Raw genomic sequence first — 16,506 nt, 5'->3', positions numbered from 1 at the left:
CTAAACATCATGCCCGCAACTGCGGGCATGATTAGCTTAATCAATTAGACTGGCATCCGCTTCAGCTGATTGCGTTTCAAATAATCACTCAAAAATTGCATTAGCGATCGCTGCACGCTCGGCAAAAATCGCTGCGCCGGGTGCATCAGCCATACCGACACCGGCGCCGGTTCAAAGTCGCTCAAAATCGGTACTAAAGCCCCGGTATCAAAGGCTCGCCACACCTGAAAATCTGCCAATTGCACAATGCCTCGATCGGCCTGCGCTTGGGCACGAATACAAAGGCTGTCGTTACTTTCAAAATCACCATCGACCTTTACTGGTATCCGCTGCCCTTGCTGCTGATACAGCCAAGATCGTGGTGTACGGTGCACGTTGTTAATAAGGCAGTTGTGCGTCGCTAGGTCCGCTGGGGTTTCTGGAGTGCCGTTTAGCGCCAGGTAACCTGGAGAGGCGCCGGTAAGCATTCGCATGGTGGTCAACTTGGTGGCCACCACATCACTATCAGGCTGCTTACCGGTTCGAATAGCGAAATCGTACCCCTCTTCCACCAAGTTACATTGCCGATTTAACAGTTGCAGCTCAATGGCGACGCCAGGATTCTCTCGACCAAATTCCGCTAAAGCCGTGGGCAAAATCGACTGGCCAAATAACACCGGTGCCACCATACGGATGGTACCGGAAAGGTCATCTTGACTGTGGTTAGTGCCATACAGCCCATCCACTTCGGTACAGATCGCCTCCATTTTGGCTAGATAACGCTGTCCTTCATCGGTTAAGCGTACCGAACGCGTGGTTCGCTGAAGAAGCTGCACACCAAGGTGTCGCTCCAGTTCACTGACCTGACGACTGACTGCGGAGGGAACCAGACTAAGAGAGGTCGCTGCGGCAGAAAAGCTCTGCTGCTCCAATACCGCGCGGAATATCCGTATCGACTTTAGAAGATCCATCGTTGCCCAAATTAGAATAATTGCTTATTGATCGGCGTCTATTCACATTTTGGACTTAATCATCAGATAAACGCAACCCGTTTACCAACAATTAGAAACCAGAACCTTGTGGAAACAGTCTACAAACTTCAATACAATGCCACAAATTAACAAACCAATAACATTGTAAACATGAAATCTACACTTTTTAGGGCTGGGCTGTTGGCAATTGCCTTCACTCCAGAAGCAATATACGCCTCACCGATGTCAATATCGGATAACAAAACCTACCAATCAAAGATCCACAACTCCGATAAAGCTGCCAGCGATCACAACCGATGGATTGTGCAACTGAATGACAGCAACAACAGCGCTACCCTTAGTCAATCCCAGTTTGATTCGGCGTTACGAGTAACCTTCAGAGTGCAGCAACAACAAAGCTTTGCTCAGCAACTCACGTCCAACCGATTGGTCGATGGCGTAATACGCCAACACTCCCGCGCTGGCAACTTTGTTATTGTTGATGCTTCTGAGTACCAAGTCGCGCAATTGCGAGCACTGCCTGAAGTCAAAGCAGTATTTCCAGATAACATCAAACACGCAACTCTTACAGAAAGTGTGCCATTAATCGGCACTCATGAGGCATGGAAGCAACGTGATAGCCAACAACGAGCCCTTAAAGGCGATGGCATCACCATCGCCATTTTGGATACGGGTATCGATTATCGACACACCGCTTTAGGGGGCTGCATCGGTGCCAATTGTAAAGTGATTGGCGGCTACGATTTCGCTTACGACGATAACGATCCAATGGATTCTCATGGCCATGGTACCCACGTTGCCGCCATTGCCAGCGGCAACGATAGCGACATCCAAGGCGTTGCACCTAATGCCAAACTTTATGCCTATAAAGTGCTCGATGACTATGGTGACGGATTTGATTCCAACATCATTGCCGCCATCGACCGAGCGCTAGACCCAGATCAAAATCCAGCCACTGATGATGCCGTCGATATCATCAACTTAAGCTTAGGCGGGTATGGTTCCCCAGACGATCCTTTGAGCCAAGCCGTCAATGAAGCGGTAGCCCGAGGTGTGGTTGTGGTGGTAGCCGCAGGCAACGACTTCTATGAGCAAACCATCAACTCACCAGGTACCGCGGAAGATGCCATTACCGTGGCTAACACCACAAAAACCGACGAACTCTCGTTCTCGAGCAGTAAAGGTCCCATTGCCAATGCCAACTTTCTAAAGCCTGATGTGGCAGCGCCCGGGGAAGATATCTACTCAGCCACACCAAACCAAAGTTATGCCACCAAAAGCGGTACCAGCATGGCCGCCCCTCACGTGGCTGGTGCGGCGGCGCTGTTATTGCAAGCACAGCCGTCTCTCACGCCGATACAGTTAAAGCACCGATTGATGCATACTGCCAAACGTCTTGGCTGGAGCTACCACAGTACTGGTGTTGGGCGCATCGATATCAATGCTGCGTTAGCCAGCACTGTCGAAGTGGACCAAAGCACTCTATTTTTGGGGTTAGCCTCAGAAGCCGAAGCGAACAGCACCCACACCTTCACGGTAACCCATCATGGGCAAGAGGATGGCCAGTATCTGATCACTCAGGAAGCGCAGTTTCAAGGCGTATCAGTGGTGTTGACTCCCTCCGAGTTTGAGCTCGCCCCGGGGCAATCGCAAATCATCAACGCAATCATCGACATAGATAAACCCTCATTTATCGATCGCAATTACAAGTTCTATCAAACGGATCTTAGCATTCAAGACACCCACACAAATCAAAGCGTGAAACTGGCTCTGATGCTGGACAACTACGCCACTGTGGAGGTCGCCCCCGAAGACCAATCCGGCGCATTTACCGTTAACCTATTTAATAGCAATTGGCAACATCGAGGCGAACGACCGAGCGACACAGGAGCCCCCCTATCGCTACTGGTATCCCGAGGGGAAAGCAACCATCTCATCATTGAATCGTCGCCTCCGATCTTCAGAGATTCAACCTCGGAATTAACGGCCATTAGCCGCGCCGGTTTCTACTATAAAACCGCCCCTCAAGGCGGAGGCAAGGTAGTGTTTAGTAAAAGTGAAATCGATCAGTTTTTCACTATAGGTGAGGTAACACAGGATGGGGAGCCAGTTCCATTTAGCAGCATGAACCTCAAGGCGTTCCGAGCCAATGTTACCGTTGCCGACCACCTGATCTATAGCCCCCTTGGGTTCACATCAAAACCATCAACGCCGCCGTTGCTGGGCTTCAATCAGTTTCCCGCCAAGGTCAATGCCAGTATTGAAGCCTTTGGCTTTAGCGATGGAGATGGCGAGCCACGAGCCTTTTACCACCTATACCGCCACGCTGACAGCACGGATAGTATGGGCGCACAATCGCTAGAACTGGCGCCTTACCATAGCCGCGTTAATTATCACGCAGGAGGCGATAAGCCGCACTTCATCGGCACTCGTCAGCTGCTCCTTGACAACGACCTGCTGCAAGGTGACGTCGAACTGGATTATTACTATACCAATGACCAATTCAGCGGTGACTTTGGGCATCTCGATTTCCACCAAAAAGACAATTACTACATATCCCACAAAGTAGCCACAACCGGTGAGTGGAACTTTACCTCAGAGGGGCAGATTGCAAAGTGGCAATACATCGACCACGGCTACAATGACAAGCAGATCTACCACTCCCAAGATCATCGTCGTTTCGATTTCACATCTCCTTTACAGTATTGGGCTGGGCTAACGGAATTCAACGGTCCACAGGGCCTACTGGCTTTCCGCCGCGTTAGTGGTGAGGCAACATCCGGCTTTGAGGAGGCGTTAATTCGAACCAGAGATCACAATTTCATGGAGAAAGGACAACTGAGTGCATGTGGAAACACAACCCCTCTCACCGAGATGTACAACAACGAAGCGCTAGGCAGAATCGTCAGTATCGACGACTGTCATCAGGCTGTAATAACCTACGATAACGGTACCCAAACCGATGCCAGCGTGAGCTTTGATCTATCCGGCGCGACACACGAACTAATTCCCGGCTTTGCCCAGCTGCAACTGCGTCACGGCGACGAGCTCACCGACGCCATCCGCCGAATCAACGGCAACCTCGCCCTTCAGATTGAAGACCCTGACACAAGCTTGAGCCAACTCACGGTTGAGGTGCAACGTGCTAACCAAGATCCAGAGTTACTCACGGGTACTAATGATGGTTCTTGGCACTACTTTGAGCTGCCACTGAGCTATGGCAATGAATCCATTACCTTAACGCTGACCTTAATCACCAATGGCGGTAACCGCATCACTAACATCATCCCATACGCCTTTGAGTTGGGCTCTGGAGATGAGTCACTAGCTGACTCCGATGGCGATGGCATCATCGACAGCCTGGACCCTGATGACGATAATGATGGCGTAGAAGATACATTGGATGCATTCCCACTCAACCCCAGCGAATCCATGGACACCGATCTCGATGGCATCGGCAATAACTCCGATACCGACGATGACAACGATGGTGTGGAAGACGCCAATGATGCTTTCCCGCTGGACGCCAGCGAATCTGTGGACAGCGATCTCGATGGCATCGGCAATAACGCCGATACCGACGATGATAACGATGGTGTGGAAGACGCCAATGACGCTTTCCCGCTGGACGCCAGCGAATCTGTGGACAGCGATCTCGATGGCATCGGCAATAACGCCGATACCGACGATGACAACGATGGTGTGGAAGACGCCAATGACGCTTTCCCGCTGGACGCCAGCGAGTCTGTAGATACGGATCTCGATGGCATCGGCAATAACGCCGATACCGACGATGATAACGATGGTGTGGAAGACGCCAATGACGCTTTCCCGCTGGACGCCAGCCGAAGCAGCAACGCCAATAGCGGCTCTAATTCCGGCTCGGGCGGTTCCGGCGGCGGCAGTCTGTCTTGGTCTGTTGTGATGCTAGCAGCGCTCACCTACTGGCGTCGACGTCAGACCTTGTAAAAACAAAGCGCCGGAATATTCCGGCGCTGTTTTAGATACAAAAGCAAGGCTTCACGCCACACTTCAATGGTCAGTCATCAACCACACCTTGTTATCACTTTTCAAGGCAGATCAAAAAAGGCACCCTAAGGTGCCCTTTTCGCAAGCTAGCCCGTAATTAAACGCGCTTAACGTCTACGTGAGTAACTTTTGGCTTTGTTATGGGTACTGCGGGCGCTGCAACAGCGCACTTATACCTTTCTAGCCCAGTTCTACTTGCGCACTTGTACCTTTCTAGCCCCAGCTCTACTTAAATAGCAGGATCAAAAAAGGCACCCTAAGGTGCCCTTTTCGCAAGCTAGCTCGTAATTAAACGCGCTTAAAGTCTACGTGAGTAACTTTTGGCTTGTATGGGTGGCGCTGCATGTCCTGAGCTTTCACCTTAACTTCTTTGCCATCAACGTTGATGGTCAGTTCAGAAGTGTAGAAAGACTCGTGCTCTTGAGCTTGCAGGATCAGGTTGTGATCCAGCTCGATAGAGATAGGCGCTTCTTCACCACCGTAGATGATGGCTGGAATTTTGTCGGCGTGACGTAGGCGGCGGCTCGCACCTTTCCCTTGGTCAGCACGTACTTTAGCTTCGAATACGAAAGACATTAGTATTACCTTGTATTAATAAAACCGTTGTCACTGCTTGCGACCAGCAATGACACGTTTGCAAAAATGCGAGCGGAGTCTACCACGACTCTTGGAGCGTGCAAACTGTTTTTGCGCCTTAGCCAGCGGTATGAGCGGTTTTATTGCCTACGCAACAAGCCCATCGCCCTCAACTACACGATTTAGGATTTAATAAAGCCTACCAACGTCGCACCGGCCCCGTATCCACATGCACAAAGCCCGATTTAGGATAAAAGCCAACGCCACCTAGCTTTAGGTCCAAGGCCGCTTGACGAAGGGTAGCGGTGTCTACTCCTGGAACGGCGATGTCCACCGCCATGGCTCGGGTATGGTAGCTGCGTTTGGCCACCCCATTCGATCGAGCCGCCAGCATCGCATTGGTGGCAGGGCTTCGATAACCAGAGATGATTTCAAAGCGGGCGTTGGTGCCCAACTTTGTTTGTAGGCGATGCAAAAGCTCAAACAGATTTCGGTCAATCTCGGTGGTTTCACCATTGCGATGATCTCGAAGCACAGAATCAAACGCCGCTAACGCTTGCGGATCAAACTGTCCCTGATGCCAAAAACACTGCTTAGTGGATTCACCGGTATGGCGATTATAAAACGAGAGGGTTTTGTCGACCTCTGGCTTGGTTTGAGCGCCGGCCCACGCCACACCTGAGACTTGGCAAACCGCCAACGCGCCTAACCCTTTAACTAATAAACGACGCGTAGTATCACACTCTGACATTGATCCCCCTTACTCAAACGCCAACCTTGGCAATCACTATTTTTAAGTAAGGCAGTACGCTAATCAGGAACTTGATTAGGATCAATAAGAGAAAAATGCTATAAAAAAGCCATTTTTTAGTAAATCACGGAATTGTTGCCGATTTATTAGACGGAGCCGAAATCTGGGCGATGCCAATTTCGTGATCGAGATCACGCTCTAGACTGTAAATATCTGGGCGATATTGCGGCCGATGGTCTACGCCCATCCATGCACTCCAGTAGACCATATACACAGGCATGGGCGAAGCAAGCTTCAGCCATTGTGTCGATTGACTCCTCAACGCTCGATTGAATAATTTGTTGTTGACGCCATGAGACTGGGCCAATTGATAAGCCAAAATATCCGCATCCTGAACTCGGACACATCCAGATGAGAACCCTCGAGACACTTCGTTAAATAACGCCTTGGTGGGAGTATCGTGCAGATAGATTGCCCCAGAATCGTTCAAGTGAAATTTATAGCGCCCTAACGCATTTATCTCTCCAGGGCGCTGGGTCAACCGATAGGGAAATCGGCCACTGGCTTTTTGCTGCCATTCCGACGCCGTGAGAATGACTGGCTTACCTTGCCAGTCGTACACATCAAACTGCTGGGCGCTGAGGTAATCCCCATCCTTACGGATTCTGCGAACAATGTCCTTGCGGATGATGGAGCGAGGCACGTTCCAACTGGGGTTCACCACAATGCTGGCCACTTCCGAGACCATTCTCGGGGTACGTCGACTGCTGCGCCCTACCACCACCTTAGATTCAAACTTTACGCCTTCTGCGGTATTCCAGCGCAGACGAAACTCGGGGATGTTCACCAGCCAATGTTCGTCAGCAAATCGAGCCTTATCGGCACTCTGACGAAGGATATTTCGCGACAGTAGCTGTGCACGCAACTGCGGTGTTTTTGCTAACCAGTGGCGAGTTTTCGGCCCAATGACCCCATCGGGTTCCAAACCGTGACGTCGTTGAAATGCGGTAACTGCCTGAACTAATTCATCATCGTATCGCCGCCCTAACCAAGGACCGTCATAATCTTTGAGTAGCTTAAGTACCAAACGAACCTGTTCGATCTCATCATGACGGTCTCCGGGCTCCAGTAGGGCTCTGCCATGAAAATCTGGCCACTGAACGTGAGCCAAGCTTTGCAGGTATTCAACCCAGTGGCGAGCAGACAGATAATTTACCCCTTGAGGCTCTAGTGCCATCACTTCTTGGATAATACGACGTTCTTGCAGGGCGTGAGCCAACTGCAGCACACTGCCCTCTTGGCTTTCGAGCGCCACATGTTCGTCCAACAACGGAACCTCGGTCAACACACGCAAAGCGAGGTGCTGGTTAAAAGAACGCAGCAATAGATAAGCTTCGGTCAGCAGTTCGCTTCGTTGTTCAGCACTGAGGTTGGGCGCTGCCAATTGCTCACTTAATTGAGAAAACTGAGGAGAAAGCTCGGCACTGGCGACAAAATGCAGTTGCCGAGCAAGCTCGCCTGCAGCCTGAGACTGAATTGAGGTTTCAAACCACAGTGGTGATGCTGATAACCGTCCAATAGCCCACAACACGAATCCCATTACGACTAGCCATCTCACATCCAACACCTCGGCGCACAGTCATCGACAACCTATCAGTGAAGTATGGCAAGGGTTTAATGAGTTGGAGGGGTTTTATCGACATAAAAAATCCCTTGCCATTGGCAAGGGACAAACAGCAAACGAGAGAGCATCGAATTGCATGTCTTCACTCTATGGGCGCTAAATGTCAGATTCATGACAATCAGATTCCAATAAGATGACAGTGTATCCACAAACGGATGAGTAGCGTGACAGAAAACTGCAATCTTGGCTAAACACCCCCTGCTTCAGCATAAAATCAGGCACATTCACCGGATTTGAAGACAATCATCGACTTTCATTAGGCCGTGAATTTGCTCACAGTCCTGTAACACTAGCTTTCTTACACTTAGAGCCGCTTAATGTTCCCAAAGCATGTCTATAAGGCGCCGCCCGGTTTTGCGGCGCTTCTTTTATTATAAATCCGTCATATTCCCCGCTGCGAAACCACAAATCGTAGACTGGACGGTTAAAAATATCCCACTTTGACTACCCCACCATCAAACAGCCGAAGCTTGTTCGATTTTCATCGCCAAATCCGTTATAAAACCGCTCCTTTGACTAATGGCGAGAACACGATGAATCGACAGCAACTGGTTCACTCCATGGCTGAACGCAGCGGATTGACCAAGAAAGAGTGTCAGGCCTGCTTGAAGGCGATGGAGTTCAGTATTACCAAAGCACTTCATGAAGGGGAAAAGGTCTACCTACCAAAGCTTGGGGTATTTGAAGTTCGTCATCATCTGGCGAAAACCGGCAGAAACCCAACTACCGGTGAAACCATCGAGATCCCATTTCGGACGCTGCCGGCATTTCGAGCCAACGACAGTTTCAAAGCCGCCATCCAAAACTAGGTCTCTTGGCTCGCCTACAAATGGTGATAGCGCTTTCGGTTCCGAAAGCGTTGGGGATGGTAATCTGGATACGCCCCTTGGCGCATTACGGTAGCAATAAGGGTGTAGGTCTCAATCCAAGCTTGACGAGTCTCTGGAGTAAAATCCGCCCCAAGCCCTTTAGATAACGCAAACAGCAGCGCGTTGCCTACTGGGGTGTAGTCCTCTACCTTGACCCCATAATCGAGATGACGCCGCGCCAGGTGCTGCAACGTTGGCACTAAGGCGTCGATGTCATCCAACGAAGCCACGGCCAGCGCCAACGTGGCCATCAGTTTCTTTCCCTGCTCGTCAATAGACTTGCCAAACAGCGGCTTCAAGCTTGGGTCGTATTCAAATAGCTTCTGATAAAACAGAGCCGCAGCCTGTTCGGCAATGGGCTCCACCTTAGCAAAGCTGTGTTTTACCAATTGTTTCTGTTGCTGCGTCAAACTCATGTTCAGTCCTAACGTTGAGGTCTCGACTATCAGTATAGAAACAGATTCCCTTGTACTTTTTAGAAGCAAAAAAAACCGAAGTGAGTTACCCCACTTCGGATTTACTTTTAATTCAATGGCCTACTATGGCTTAACGAGCGACCTGACTCTTGCTCATATACTCAGAGAACTGATTGAACAACTGGGTAACCACCTCATTATCCAGAGGCTGACCTTCCGCGTCTTTAAACGAGATCTGCGTTGCGTTGTCAGCAGGCTGAACGCTCACCTGGTAGGCACCAGACTTCAGCGCCAGTAGATCATTGTCTCCCCACAAACTCGCCCAGAATCCATCATTTGGATCGTAATCGACATAATAAGTGCCTTGGCTCTTATCCAGATCTTTCACGGTAAAGCCGATGACAGGAAGCAGCTTCTCCATGCGAGACCACACTCGCTCAAAGTCCGCAGGGGTATCATAGGTCACATTGCCGTTAGCGTCTTTACCCAAGGTGATGGAGAGACCAGATGCGTCCTTCACTTGAGCTATCTTTGCTTCCTGTTGGCGCTTGAAGTTCATGTAGGAGATGCTGCTGTTCAGCATATCAATGGCATATCGACGTTTATCTGAATCGGTCAGATTGATGTCCTGATCCACATCTTCAATAAACTCTTCGTGGCCCAACAACTCAATACTCAAGCTGCCAGTACGACCATTGTCTTTAACCGCCACATCAAACTTATATTTTTGACGCATACGGTACTCATCTTTACCCCACCATGAGCCGCCAAACTCTTCTACGGTCTCAACCCATTGGGTCACGATTTCGCCGTTTACCTCATCGATGCTCTCAACACCAATCTTCTTGTGTTCAATAAACTCTTTCAGATTGGTCATCAGTTCCTGTTTCAGATTGCGGTCACCCGCCTGATCTTCAATCAGAACCGTGATGCTGTCGGTACCTTCCTGCAAACGGATTGACTCACCCAAAGGCAACACCTGCAGCGGAGGGCGAACATCAATACGTTGACCTAGCGCTTGTGCCGATTCAGTCTTCGCTGGAATAGCGAACTCTTCGCTCACCGATGGCGGAGTCAGATCTGCTGGCACCTTAAGCTCTACAGGCTCAGGCTGCTCAATGTAATCAAACTCTCCACTGGCCTGACGACGCTCTAATGGCGTGGTGCATCCTGCCAACACTGAGGCAATAGCTACCCCTAAAAACAAACGCTTCATTATTAATTGGATCCTTTATTATTCTACGTCGGCCTGAGCCAGCGCCTTTCGAATAGTCGGTTGATGCTCCTCTGACAACGAAGTCAAAGGCAGGCGCATGTGATCGCGCGGCATCAGGTTCATATGGGCCATCGCCCACTTAACCGGAATAGGGTTGGCTTCAATAAACAGCGCAGAATAGAGCCCACTCATACGCTGATTCGATTTCTCGGCGCGATCTTTATCTCCAGATAACGCCGCTTGGCACATGGCCTTGAATTCCGCCGGTACCACATTATTGGTTACCGAGATCACGCCGTGACCGCCAGCAAGCATGAACTCCATTGCCGTAGCATCATCGCCGCTTAGCAACAGGAAGTCATCTGGACACTGCGTTTGCAGTTCGGATAAGCGATTCAGATCACCCGTAGCGTCTTTGATGCCAATAATGCCTGGAAGTTTCGCAAGTTTTGCAGTTGTTTCAGGCAGAAGGTCGCAGCAGGTACGTCCAGGCACGTTATAAAGGATGATCGGCTTAGTCGCCACCGCTTCAATGGCAGAGAAGTGCGCTTCAAGGCCTGCCTGTGTGGGCTTGTTGTAGTAGGGCGTCACCGATAACGTGGCATCAACGCCTGCGTCTTCGCATGCTCGGGTCAAGGCGACCGCTTCCGCTGTGGCATTGGCACCCGCGCCACCGATAACTCCAATGCGACCGGCAACGGTTTCCACAACGGCTTTGACAACCTCGATATGCTCGCTTGGGTTAAGCGTTGCTGACTCTCCAGTTGTACCTACCGCAACAATGGCGTCAGTGCCTTGCTCGATATGAAACTCAACCAGAGCCTTTAAGGCATCGAAATCCACACTGCCGTTGTCAAAAAATGGCGTCGCTAGCGCCACTATACTTCCGCTAAACATCGTACTTATCCCTAGGCCACTGGGCCTCTACTGCTTATCGTTACGCTAGGTTGATTTCAATCACTCAACTGACAAGCCTAACTCATCAGAGTTTACAAAGGCTTTGAAGATACCCCCTCCTCAATACTTCCTAATGTTCAGAACACTTCCTATGTCTATGAAGCAAAAGGGTATCTAAGAGGCGGTTTCGGCTAATTCTATTAAACAATCTATGGTACTTGTGCGCCTGAAGGATGACAAGGGACAGCCATAGGTCTGTATTGGTCTCGAAGGTTTTTTCGGATGCCATTGCCCACAAATAACTTATTAACATGATAAGTTTTTCTCATCTATGCTTGGAAAAATTTGTGCTAGCATCAATCGTTGACTTCAATTATGGCGAATAAAAAGAGGCAGATTCATGACCCAATATCTTGCGGTTACCGCGATGGGAACCGACCGTCCAGGTATCGTCAATCAACTGGCAAAACTAACTGCCAGCTGCGATTGCGACATCATCGACAGTCGAATGGCCACCTATGGCAATGAGTTTAGCCTCATCATGCTCGTGGCGGGCAGCCACTCCTCCATTACCCTAATGGAAACGCAGCTCCCCAGCCGAGCTGCCGAATTAGATCTGCTCACCATTACCAAGCGCACCAGCGAGCACGTTGCCGAGCAACACATTGCCCGACTGGCAATTGAATTTATTGGTGAAGACCGCCGCGGCACCATGAAGCAGATCACCCAATGTATTGATGACTTGGGCCAAGACCTTGGTGGCATGCGCACTCACGCTCAAGAAGATCCCAGCGGCAAAGCATTGCAACAGGTTGAACTGTTTATTAATGTGCTGGAACACGCCGATATTGATCACATTGAGCAGGAGATGCGTAACCTAGGTGAACGTCTGCAGCTTGAATGTCGCATCAGACGAATGGACATCAATGAAAACAACGAATTAGGGAATGAGTAACTATGTCACCATTAGAAGCAGGCGCCAGCGCCCCTCAATTTGAACTTCAAGACCAAAACGACAACACCGTCCGCCTGAGTGATTTCGAAGGCAAAAAAGTACTGGTTTATTTCTACCCCAAGGCGATGACTCCAGGATGCACCACTCAAGCTCAACAGCTGAGAGATCATCATCAGGCATTGGCGGATCTCAATACCGCAGTGGTTGGCATCAGTCCTGATGCCGTAAAGCGCCTAACCAAATTCACCGAGCGAGATCAGCTCAACTTTACCCTGTTGTCCGACGAAGACCACGCCATTGCCGACGCTTTTGGGGTGTGGGGTCCGAAGAAATTCATGGGCAAAGAGTATGATGGCATCCATCGCCTCAGTTTTCTGATCAACGAACAAGGCATCGTTGAGCATCGCTTTGACAAGTTCAAAACCAAAGACCACCACCAAGTGGTATTGGATTATCTGCAAGCCCAATAAATTGCAGATGAAAAAAAACCCGCCAATTGGCGGGTTTTTCATGAAACTGGCTTAGTTGCCAGTACGACCGTCGTCGTGACAGTTGTCACAAGTAGGGCGCTGGCCAACTTCTTGCTCGTGAACCATGTGGCAATCGGTACAAACCAACATGCCATCATGTGGAGCGTGGGAGCCTTCCATGTCAGCTAAGCTGCCATGACAGTCTGCACATTGAGCCGCTTCGTACTCACCATCTTCAGAAGGTGCGCCGTCAGCGTGACAGGTTTCACAACCAGACATTTCAGCGTGCATATCTGCAATAACGTCCGCTGCAGCAGCAGAGAACGCTAGGCCCATACCAAAGAAAGCGCAAAGCAATTTCTTAAACATTTATCTCATCCTCACACAGTTTGGGCAGATGCGTTCCGCCCTTTTTAATGCCTTTTAACCATAGACGATTGACTCGTTTACAGCAGAATCGGCGCGCTTACTCTATCAGCGAGGGCTTTAAAAAAACCTCGAAAAGATCATAAAAAAAGCCAAAACTTCTAGATAGATAGCTTACAGATGAGAACAAAATTTGAAGTAAGTTAACAAAAGGGGCGAAAAATATCGCCCCTGTAAGATTACGATTCACGCAAGGTTTGAATGCGCTTTTCCAGTGGAGGGTGGCTCATTAGCAGTTCGGACATGCTGCGCTTGCCGCTGATGCCAAATGCCGCCATGCTGGCCGGCATGTTGCTCTCTTGACCACCGCGAAGACGCTCAAGGGCCGCAACCATCTTCTCTTTACCTGCCAGTGCTGCGCCACCGGCATCTGCACGGTATTCACGCTGACGAGAGAAGTACATTACGATGAAGGATGCGAGGATACCAAACAGAATCTCAAGCACCATGGACACCAGGAAGTAGGTCATGTAGCTGGCCTCTTCACCGCTCTCTTCGTCGTCACCACCGATCACGTTACTGACAGTACCAGCAATCATCCGCGCTGCGAAGATCACGAAGGTGTTTACCACCCCTTGAATCAACGCCATGGTAACCATATCACCATTGGCTACGTGGCTCACTTCGTGGGCCAACACCGCTTCCACTTCATCACGATTCATGCCGTACATCAAACCCGTGGACACCGCCACCAATGAGTTGTTACGACTTGGGCCAGTGGCAAAGGCATTCATCTCTTCACCATGGTAAACCGCCACTTCTGGCATTTTAATGCCCGCTTGTTGTGCTTGTTTGGCCACGGTATCCAACAGCCAAGCTTCCTGCTCATCACGAGGCTGCTCAATGACCTGCAAGCCCATGGACTTTTTTGCCATCCATTTGGACATCTGCAGTGACATCAAAGAGCCACCAAAACCAAATACACCCGCCAGTACGACGATGTAACCAACGCTGTTAGTTTGAATGCCTAACACCGAAGTCAGTAGGGTCAATACGATGCCCAACACCAGCATGACTGCCAAGTTGGTCAAAATAAACAGGCCTACGCGTTTCATTTATTCTCCTAATTAACACGTCTAAACGTGATGCCCAGTTGCACCACAGCTTATTCAGTAAGATTGGGGCGAGTGTATGACGTTTCAATGAGGTAGGTAACTGAAAATATCGCACTGTTGATTCGGATTAGCCGAGGATGAGGCCAAGCAGCTGCAAAAAAATGCCCTTAAAAACTCCGGTAACAGAAACAAAAAGACCACCGTTTGGGGCGGCGGTCTTCCATCGGTTTGGGACGGTGTAATTCAAAACACAGATACAGTATATGCCACATTTTGGATTGCACAACCACAAGATAGAGCGTTTTATTCAGATTAGGCTATATTTATATAACTAAGTGATTTTAACGCCCTGGCAGATTGGCATACCGCCCTAACCCACTGATCCCCAAAGCTTTTTAAAATGGTGATATTCGTTAGAGACAATCAAGATTAAGCACTTTATTATCAGGTGCATAGCTTTGATTAAGGAGATCACTTCATGAGCCAATCGTTGTTGCTGCTGAGCAGCTCCAGAGTCGATGACACCCCCTACCTCGCTCATGCGCTACCAATGCTGGAAAAGATGATCCAGCCAGGCAGTCGTTGGCTATTCATCCCCTATGCTGGCGTAACAATTAGTTACGATGATTATACCAATCAGGTGGCCGAGGCCTTAGGCAGTTTGGGAGGACAGGTTATTGGTGCCCATCAAACGCCGGATCCCGTGGCCGCTCTGGATGAGGTTGATGGCGTTTTAGTTGGCGGTGGCAACACCTTCCACCTTCTCCACGAACTATACCGACTGAAACTGATGGATGCCATCCGAGATAAGGTCAATAACGGCATGCCGTACGTTGGGTGGAGCGCCGGCTCAAACGTGGCTGGACTAACCATTCGTACCACCAACGACATGCCGATCATTCAGCCACCAAGCTTTGATGCTCTTGGTCTGGTTCCTTTCCAGATCAATCCCCATTTCAGCGATTATTTAGCCCCTGGCCATAACGGCGAGTCACGCTCGATGCGCCTGCAGGAGTTTACCTGTGTTGATCCATTAGCACCGGTAGTGGGGATCTGTGAAGGCGCGGCCATTCGCCGACAAGGCAACGCTCTGGTGTTGACCGGTGATAAACCTGGTTACCTTTTTGAGGGGACGACTCAGAAAGAGGAGATCGCTCCTGGCAGCGACATCAGTTTCCTTCTGTAAGATTAAAAAGGGAGCGAAAGCTCCCTTTTTTATCAAATCGCGGCGATGCTCCTAACGAGGGGTCGCAAACTCCGAGACACATTGCCCTGACAGCAATCGCTCAACCAACTGCGGTACCGTCTCACTGGCCTTCCCCATCAATGAGTATTGGAAGTGGCTTCCCACCTTGGTTGGTTCAATGTTCACCTCAAGTGTCTTCGCATGGCCTTGGCTGGCCATATCCACAAATCCCGCCGCAGGGTAAACCGTACCAGAGGTGCCAATGGCAACGAACAGATCGCAGTGCGAGAGGGCGTGATAAACCCTATCGAGCCCTAAAGGCATCTCGCCAAACCACACCACATGGGGCCTTAATATTTCTCCAGGCATGCAGCAAGTACACAGCGCCTGTTCGGAAAACGGTTCCGCCATGGGAAACACCTGCTGACTTGATGGGCAACGAGCCTTAGCCAGCTCACCGTGCATGTGTACCACATGGTGGCTACCGCCACGTTCATGAAGGTTATCAATATTCTGAGTGACTAGGGTTAACTCAATCTCTGGTGCTTGCTCCAGCTGAGCTAGCGCTCGATGGGCAGGATTGGGCTCGACGTCCGCGGTGGCCAATTGCTGCCAACGGGCGTTGTAAAACTCTCGAACCAACTGAGGGTTGCGCTGGTAGCCCTCAGGCGTTGCCACCTCCTCAATTGGATGCTTCTCCCACAAACCATCCTCTGCCCGAAAGGTTTTCAAGCCAGATTCTGCGGAGATCCCTGCTCCTGTTAACACCACTACTCTGATCACCCGTCATCCCTTCTGTCATCTTTTTTAACTGGTTGCGCTAATAAAAGTGAGCGCCGCTGCGTAAATTGTCAGCATTTCGCGCTAGATTCTTCATCTAACATGCTCTTTTTTTGCCACATCCACTGCTGAATCGCAATTCCCTTTTGTTTCCAAGGTTTATTGTTGCGGCTAAGCTCCCTATAATGGGTTGATTAGATTGGGTCGAACCCCACGACAAACAGT

Annotated in this window: 14 protein-coding genes and 1 pseudogene; 5 read left to right on the top strand and 10 right to left on the bottom strand. The window is 50.0% G+C overall.

The features are described 5' to 3' along the window. Positions 1 to 44: 44 nt before the first annotated feature. Complete coding sequence (locus FCL42_RS11940) at positions 45 to 950, bottom strand: LysR family transcriptional regulator (RefSeq protein WP_136863651.1); 906 nt, start codon at positions 948 to 950, stop codon at positions 45 to 47. Positions 951 to 1,121: 171 nt separating this feature from the next. On the opposite strand from FCL42_RS11940, the gene FCL42_RS11935 reads away from it, so the two are divergent. Then, positions 1,122 to 4,940 (top strand): S8 family peptidase, encoded by a 3,819-nt coding sequence (locus tag FCL42_RS11935; RefSeq protein ID WP_136863650.1) that lies wholly within the window; start codon positions 1,122 to 1,124, stop codon positions 4,938 to 4,940. Positions 4,941 to 5,291: 351 nt separating this feature from the next. Here FCL42_RS11935 and rplY read toward each other — a convergent pair. From rplY to FCL42_RS11920, 3 genes and pseudogenes are all read right to left on the bottom strand, one after another. Beyond that, positions 5,292 to 5,576 (bottom strand): annotated as a pseudogene (gene rplY, locus FCL42_RS11930) (50S ribosomal protein L25); the annotation flags it as partial. Between the two features lie 199 nt (positions 5,577 to 5,775). Continuing rightward, the gene (locus FCL42_RS11925; protein ID WP_136863648.1) at positions 5,776 to 6,327 is read right to left on the bottom strand and encodes a DUF882 domain-containing protein; all 552 of its coding nucleotides are present in this window, start codon (positions 6,325 to 6,327) and stop codon (positions 5,776 to 5,778) included. A gap of 124 nt (positions 6,328 to 6,451) precedes the next feature. Continuing rightward, the gene (locus FCL42_RS11920) at positions 6,452 to 7,945 is read right to left on the bottom strand and encodes a L,D-transpeptidase family protein (RefSeq protein ID WP_136863647.1); all 1,494 of its coding nucleotides are present in this window, start codon (positions 7,943 to 7,945) and stop codon (positions 6,452 to 6,454) included. Positions 7,946 to 8,544: 599 nt separating this feature from the next. Here FCL42_RS11920 and FCL42_RS11915 point away from each other — a divergent pair. Continuing rightward, a complete protein-coding gene (locus tag FCL42_RS11915) occupies positions 8,545 to 8,820 on the top strand; it encodes an HU family DNA-binding protein (protein ID WP_136863646.1) in 276 nt (91 codons plus the stop codon). Between the two features lie 14 nt (positions 8,821 to 8,834). Here FCL42_RS11915 and FCL42_RS11910 read toward each other — a convergent pair whose 3' ends face one another. The 3 genes from FCL42_RS11910 to dapA form a co-directional block, all read right to left on the bottom strand. Then, positions 8,835 to 9,296, bottom strand: a complete 462-nt coding sequence (locus FCL42_RS11910; protein WP_136863645.1) for a globin family protein — start codon at positions 9,294 to 9,296, stop codon at positions 8,835 to 8,837. Positions 9,297 to 9,426: 130 nt separating this feature from the next. Next, positions 9,427 to 10,512 (bottom strand): outer membrane protein assembly factor BamC, encoded by a 1,086-nt coding sequence (gene bamC, locus FCL42_RS11905; protein ID WP_136863644.1) that lies wholly within the window; start codon positions 10,510 to 10,512, stop codon positions 9,427 to 9,429. A gap of 18 nt (positions 10,513 to 10,530) precedes the next feature. Next, positions 10,531 to 11,409 carry a 4-hydroxy-tetrahydrodipicolinate synthase gene (dapA, locus tag FCL42_RS11900; protein ID WP_136863643.1) on the bottom strand — a complete coding sequence of 293 codons (879 nt, stop codon included), beginning with the start codon at positions 11,407 to 11,409 and terminating at the stop codon, positions 10,531 to 10,533. Positions 11,410 to 11,809: 400 nt separating this feature from the next. On the opposite strand from dapA, the gene FCL42_RS11895 reads away from it, so the two are divergent. Next, on the top strand, positions 11,810 to 12,364 hold the full coding sequence (locus tag FCL42_RS11895) for a glycine cleavage system protein R (protein WP_136863642.1): 555 nt from the start codon (positions 11,810 to 11,812) through the stop codon (positions 12,362 to 12,364). Positions 12,365 to 12,366: 2 nt separating this feature from the next. Further along, positions 12,367 to 12,834 carry a thioredoxin-dependent thiol peroxidase gene (gene bcp, locus FCL42_RS11890; RefSeq protein ID WP_136863641.1) on the top strand — a complete coding sequence of 156 codons (468 nt, stop codon included), beginning with the start codon at positions 12,367 to 12,369 and terminating at the stop codon, positions 12,832 to 12,834. A gap of 51 nt (positions 12,835 to 12,885) precedes the next feature. On the opposite strand, the gene FCL42_RS11885 is transcribed toward bcp, so the two are convergent. Continuing rightward, positions 12,886 to 13,203: a cytochrome c3 family protein gene (locus tag FCL42_RS11885; RefSeq protein WP_136863640.1), complete on the bottom strand. Its 318-nt coding sequence runs from the start codon at positions 13,201 to 13,203 to the stop codon at positions 12,886 to 12,888. Positions 13,204 to 13,439: 236 nt separating this feature from the next. After that, the gene (htpX, locus tag FCL42_RS11880; RefSeq protein WP_136863639.1) at positions 13,440 to 14,315 is read right to left on the bottom strand and encodes a protease HtpX; all 876 of its coding nucleotides are present in this window, start codon (positions 14,313 to 14,315) and stop codon (positions 13,440 to 13,442) included. A gap of 478 nt (positions 14,316 to 14,793) precedes the next feature. Here htpX and pepE point away from each other — a divergent pair, with 478 nt between their 5' ends. Continuing rightward, the gene (gene pepE / locus FCL42_RS11875) at positions 14,794 to 15,501 is read left to right on the top strand and encodes a dipeptidase PepE (RefSeq protein ID WP_136863638.1); all 708 of its coding nucleotides are present in this window, start codon (positions 14,794 to 14,796) and stop codon (positions 15,499 to 15,501) included. 51 nt (positions 15,502 to 15,552) lie between these two features. Here the strand turns inward: pepE and cobB are convergent, their stop codons facing one another. Then, positions 15,553 to 16,284, bottom strand: a complete 732-nt coding sequence (cobB, locus tag FCL42_RS11870) for a Sir2 family NAD+-dependent deacetylase (RefSeq protein WP_136863637.1) — start codon at positions 16,282 to 16,284, stop codon at positions 15,553 to 15,555. Positions 16,285 to 16,506: the final 222 nt, after the last annotated feature.

Origin of the sequence: Ferrimonas aestuarii (assembly GCF_005116665.1) — a bacterium.
Classification (GTDB): domain Bacteria; phylum Pseudomonadota; class Gammaproteobacteria; order Enterobacterales; family Shewanellaceae; genus Ferrimonas; species Ferrimonas aestuarii.
Note: the sequence above shows the minus strand (reverse complement) of the source record. Positions and strands in the feature narration are given on the sequence as shown.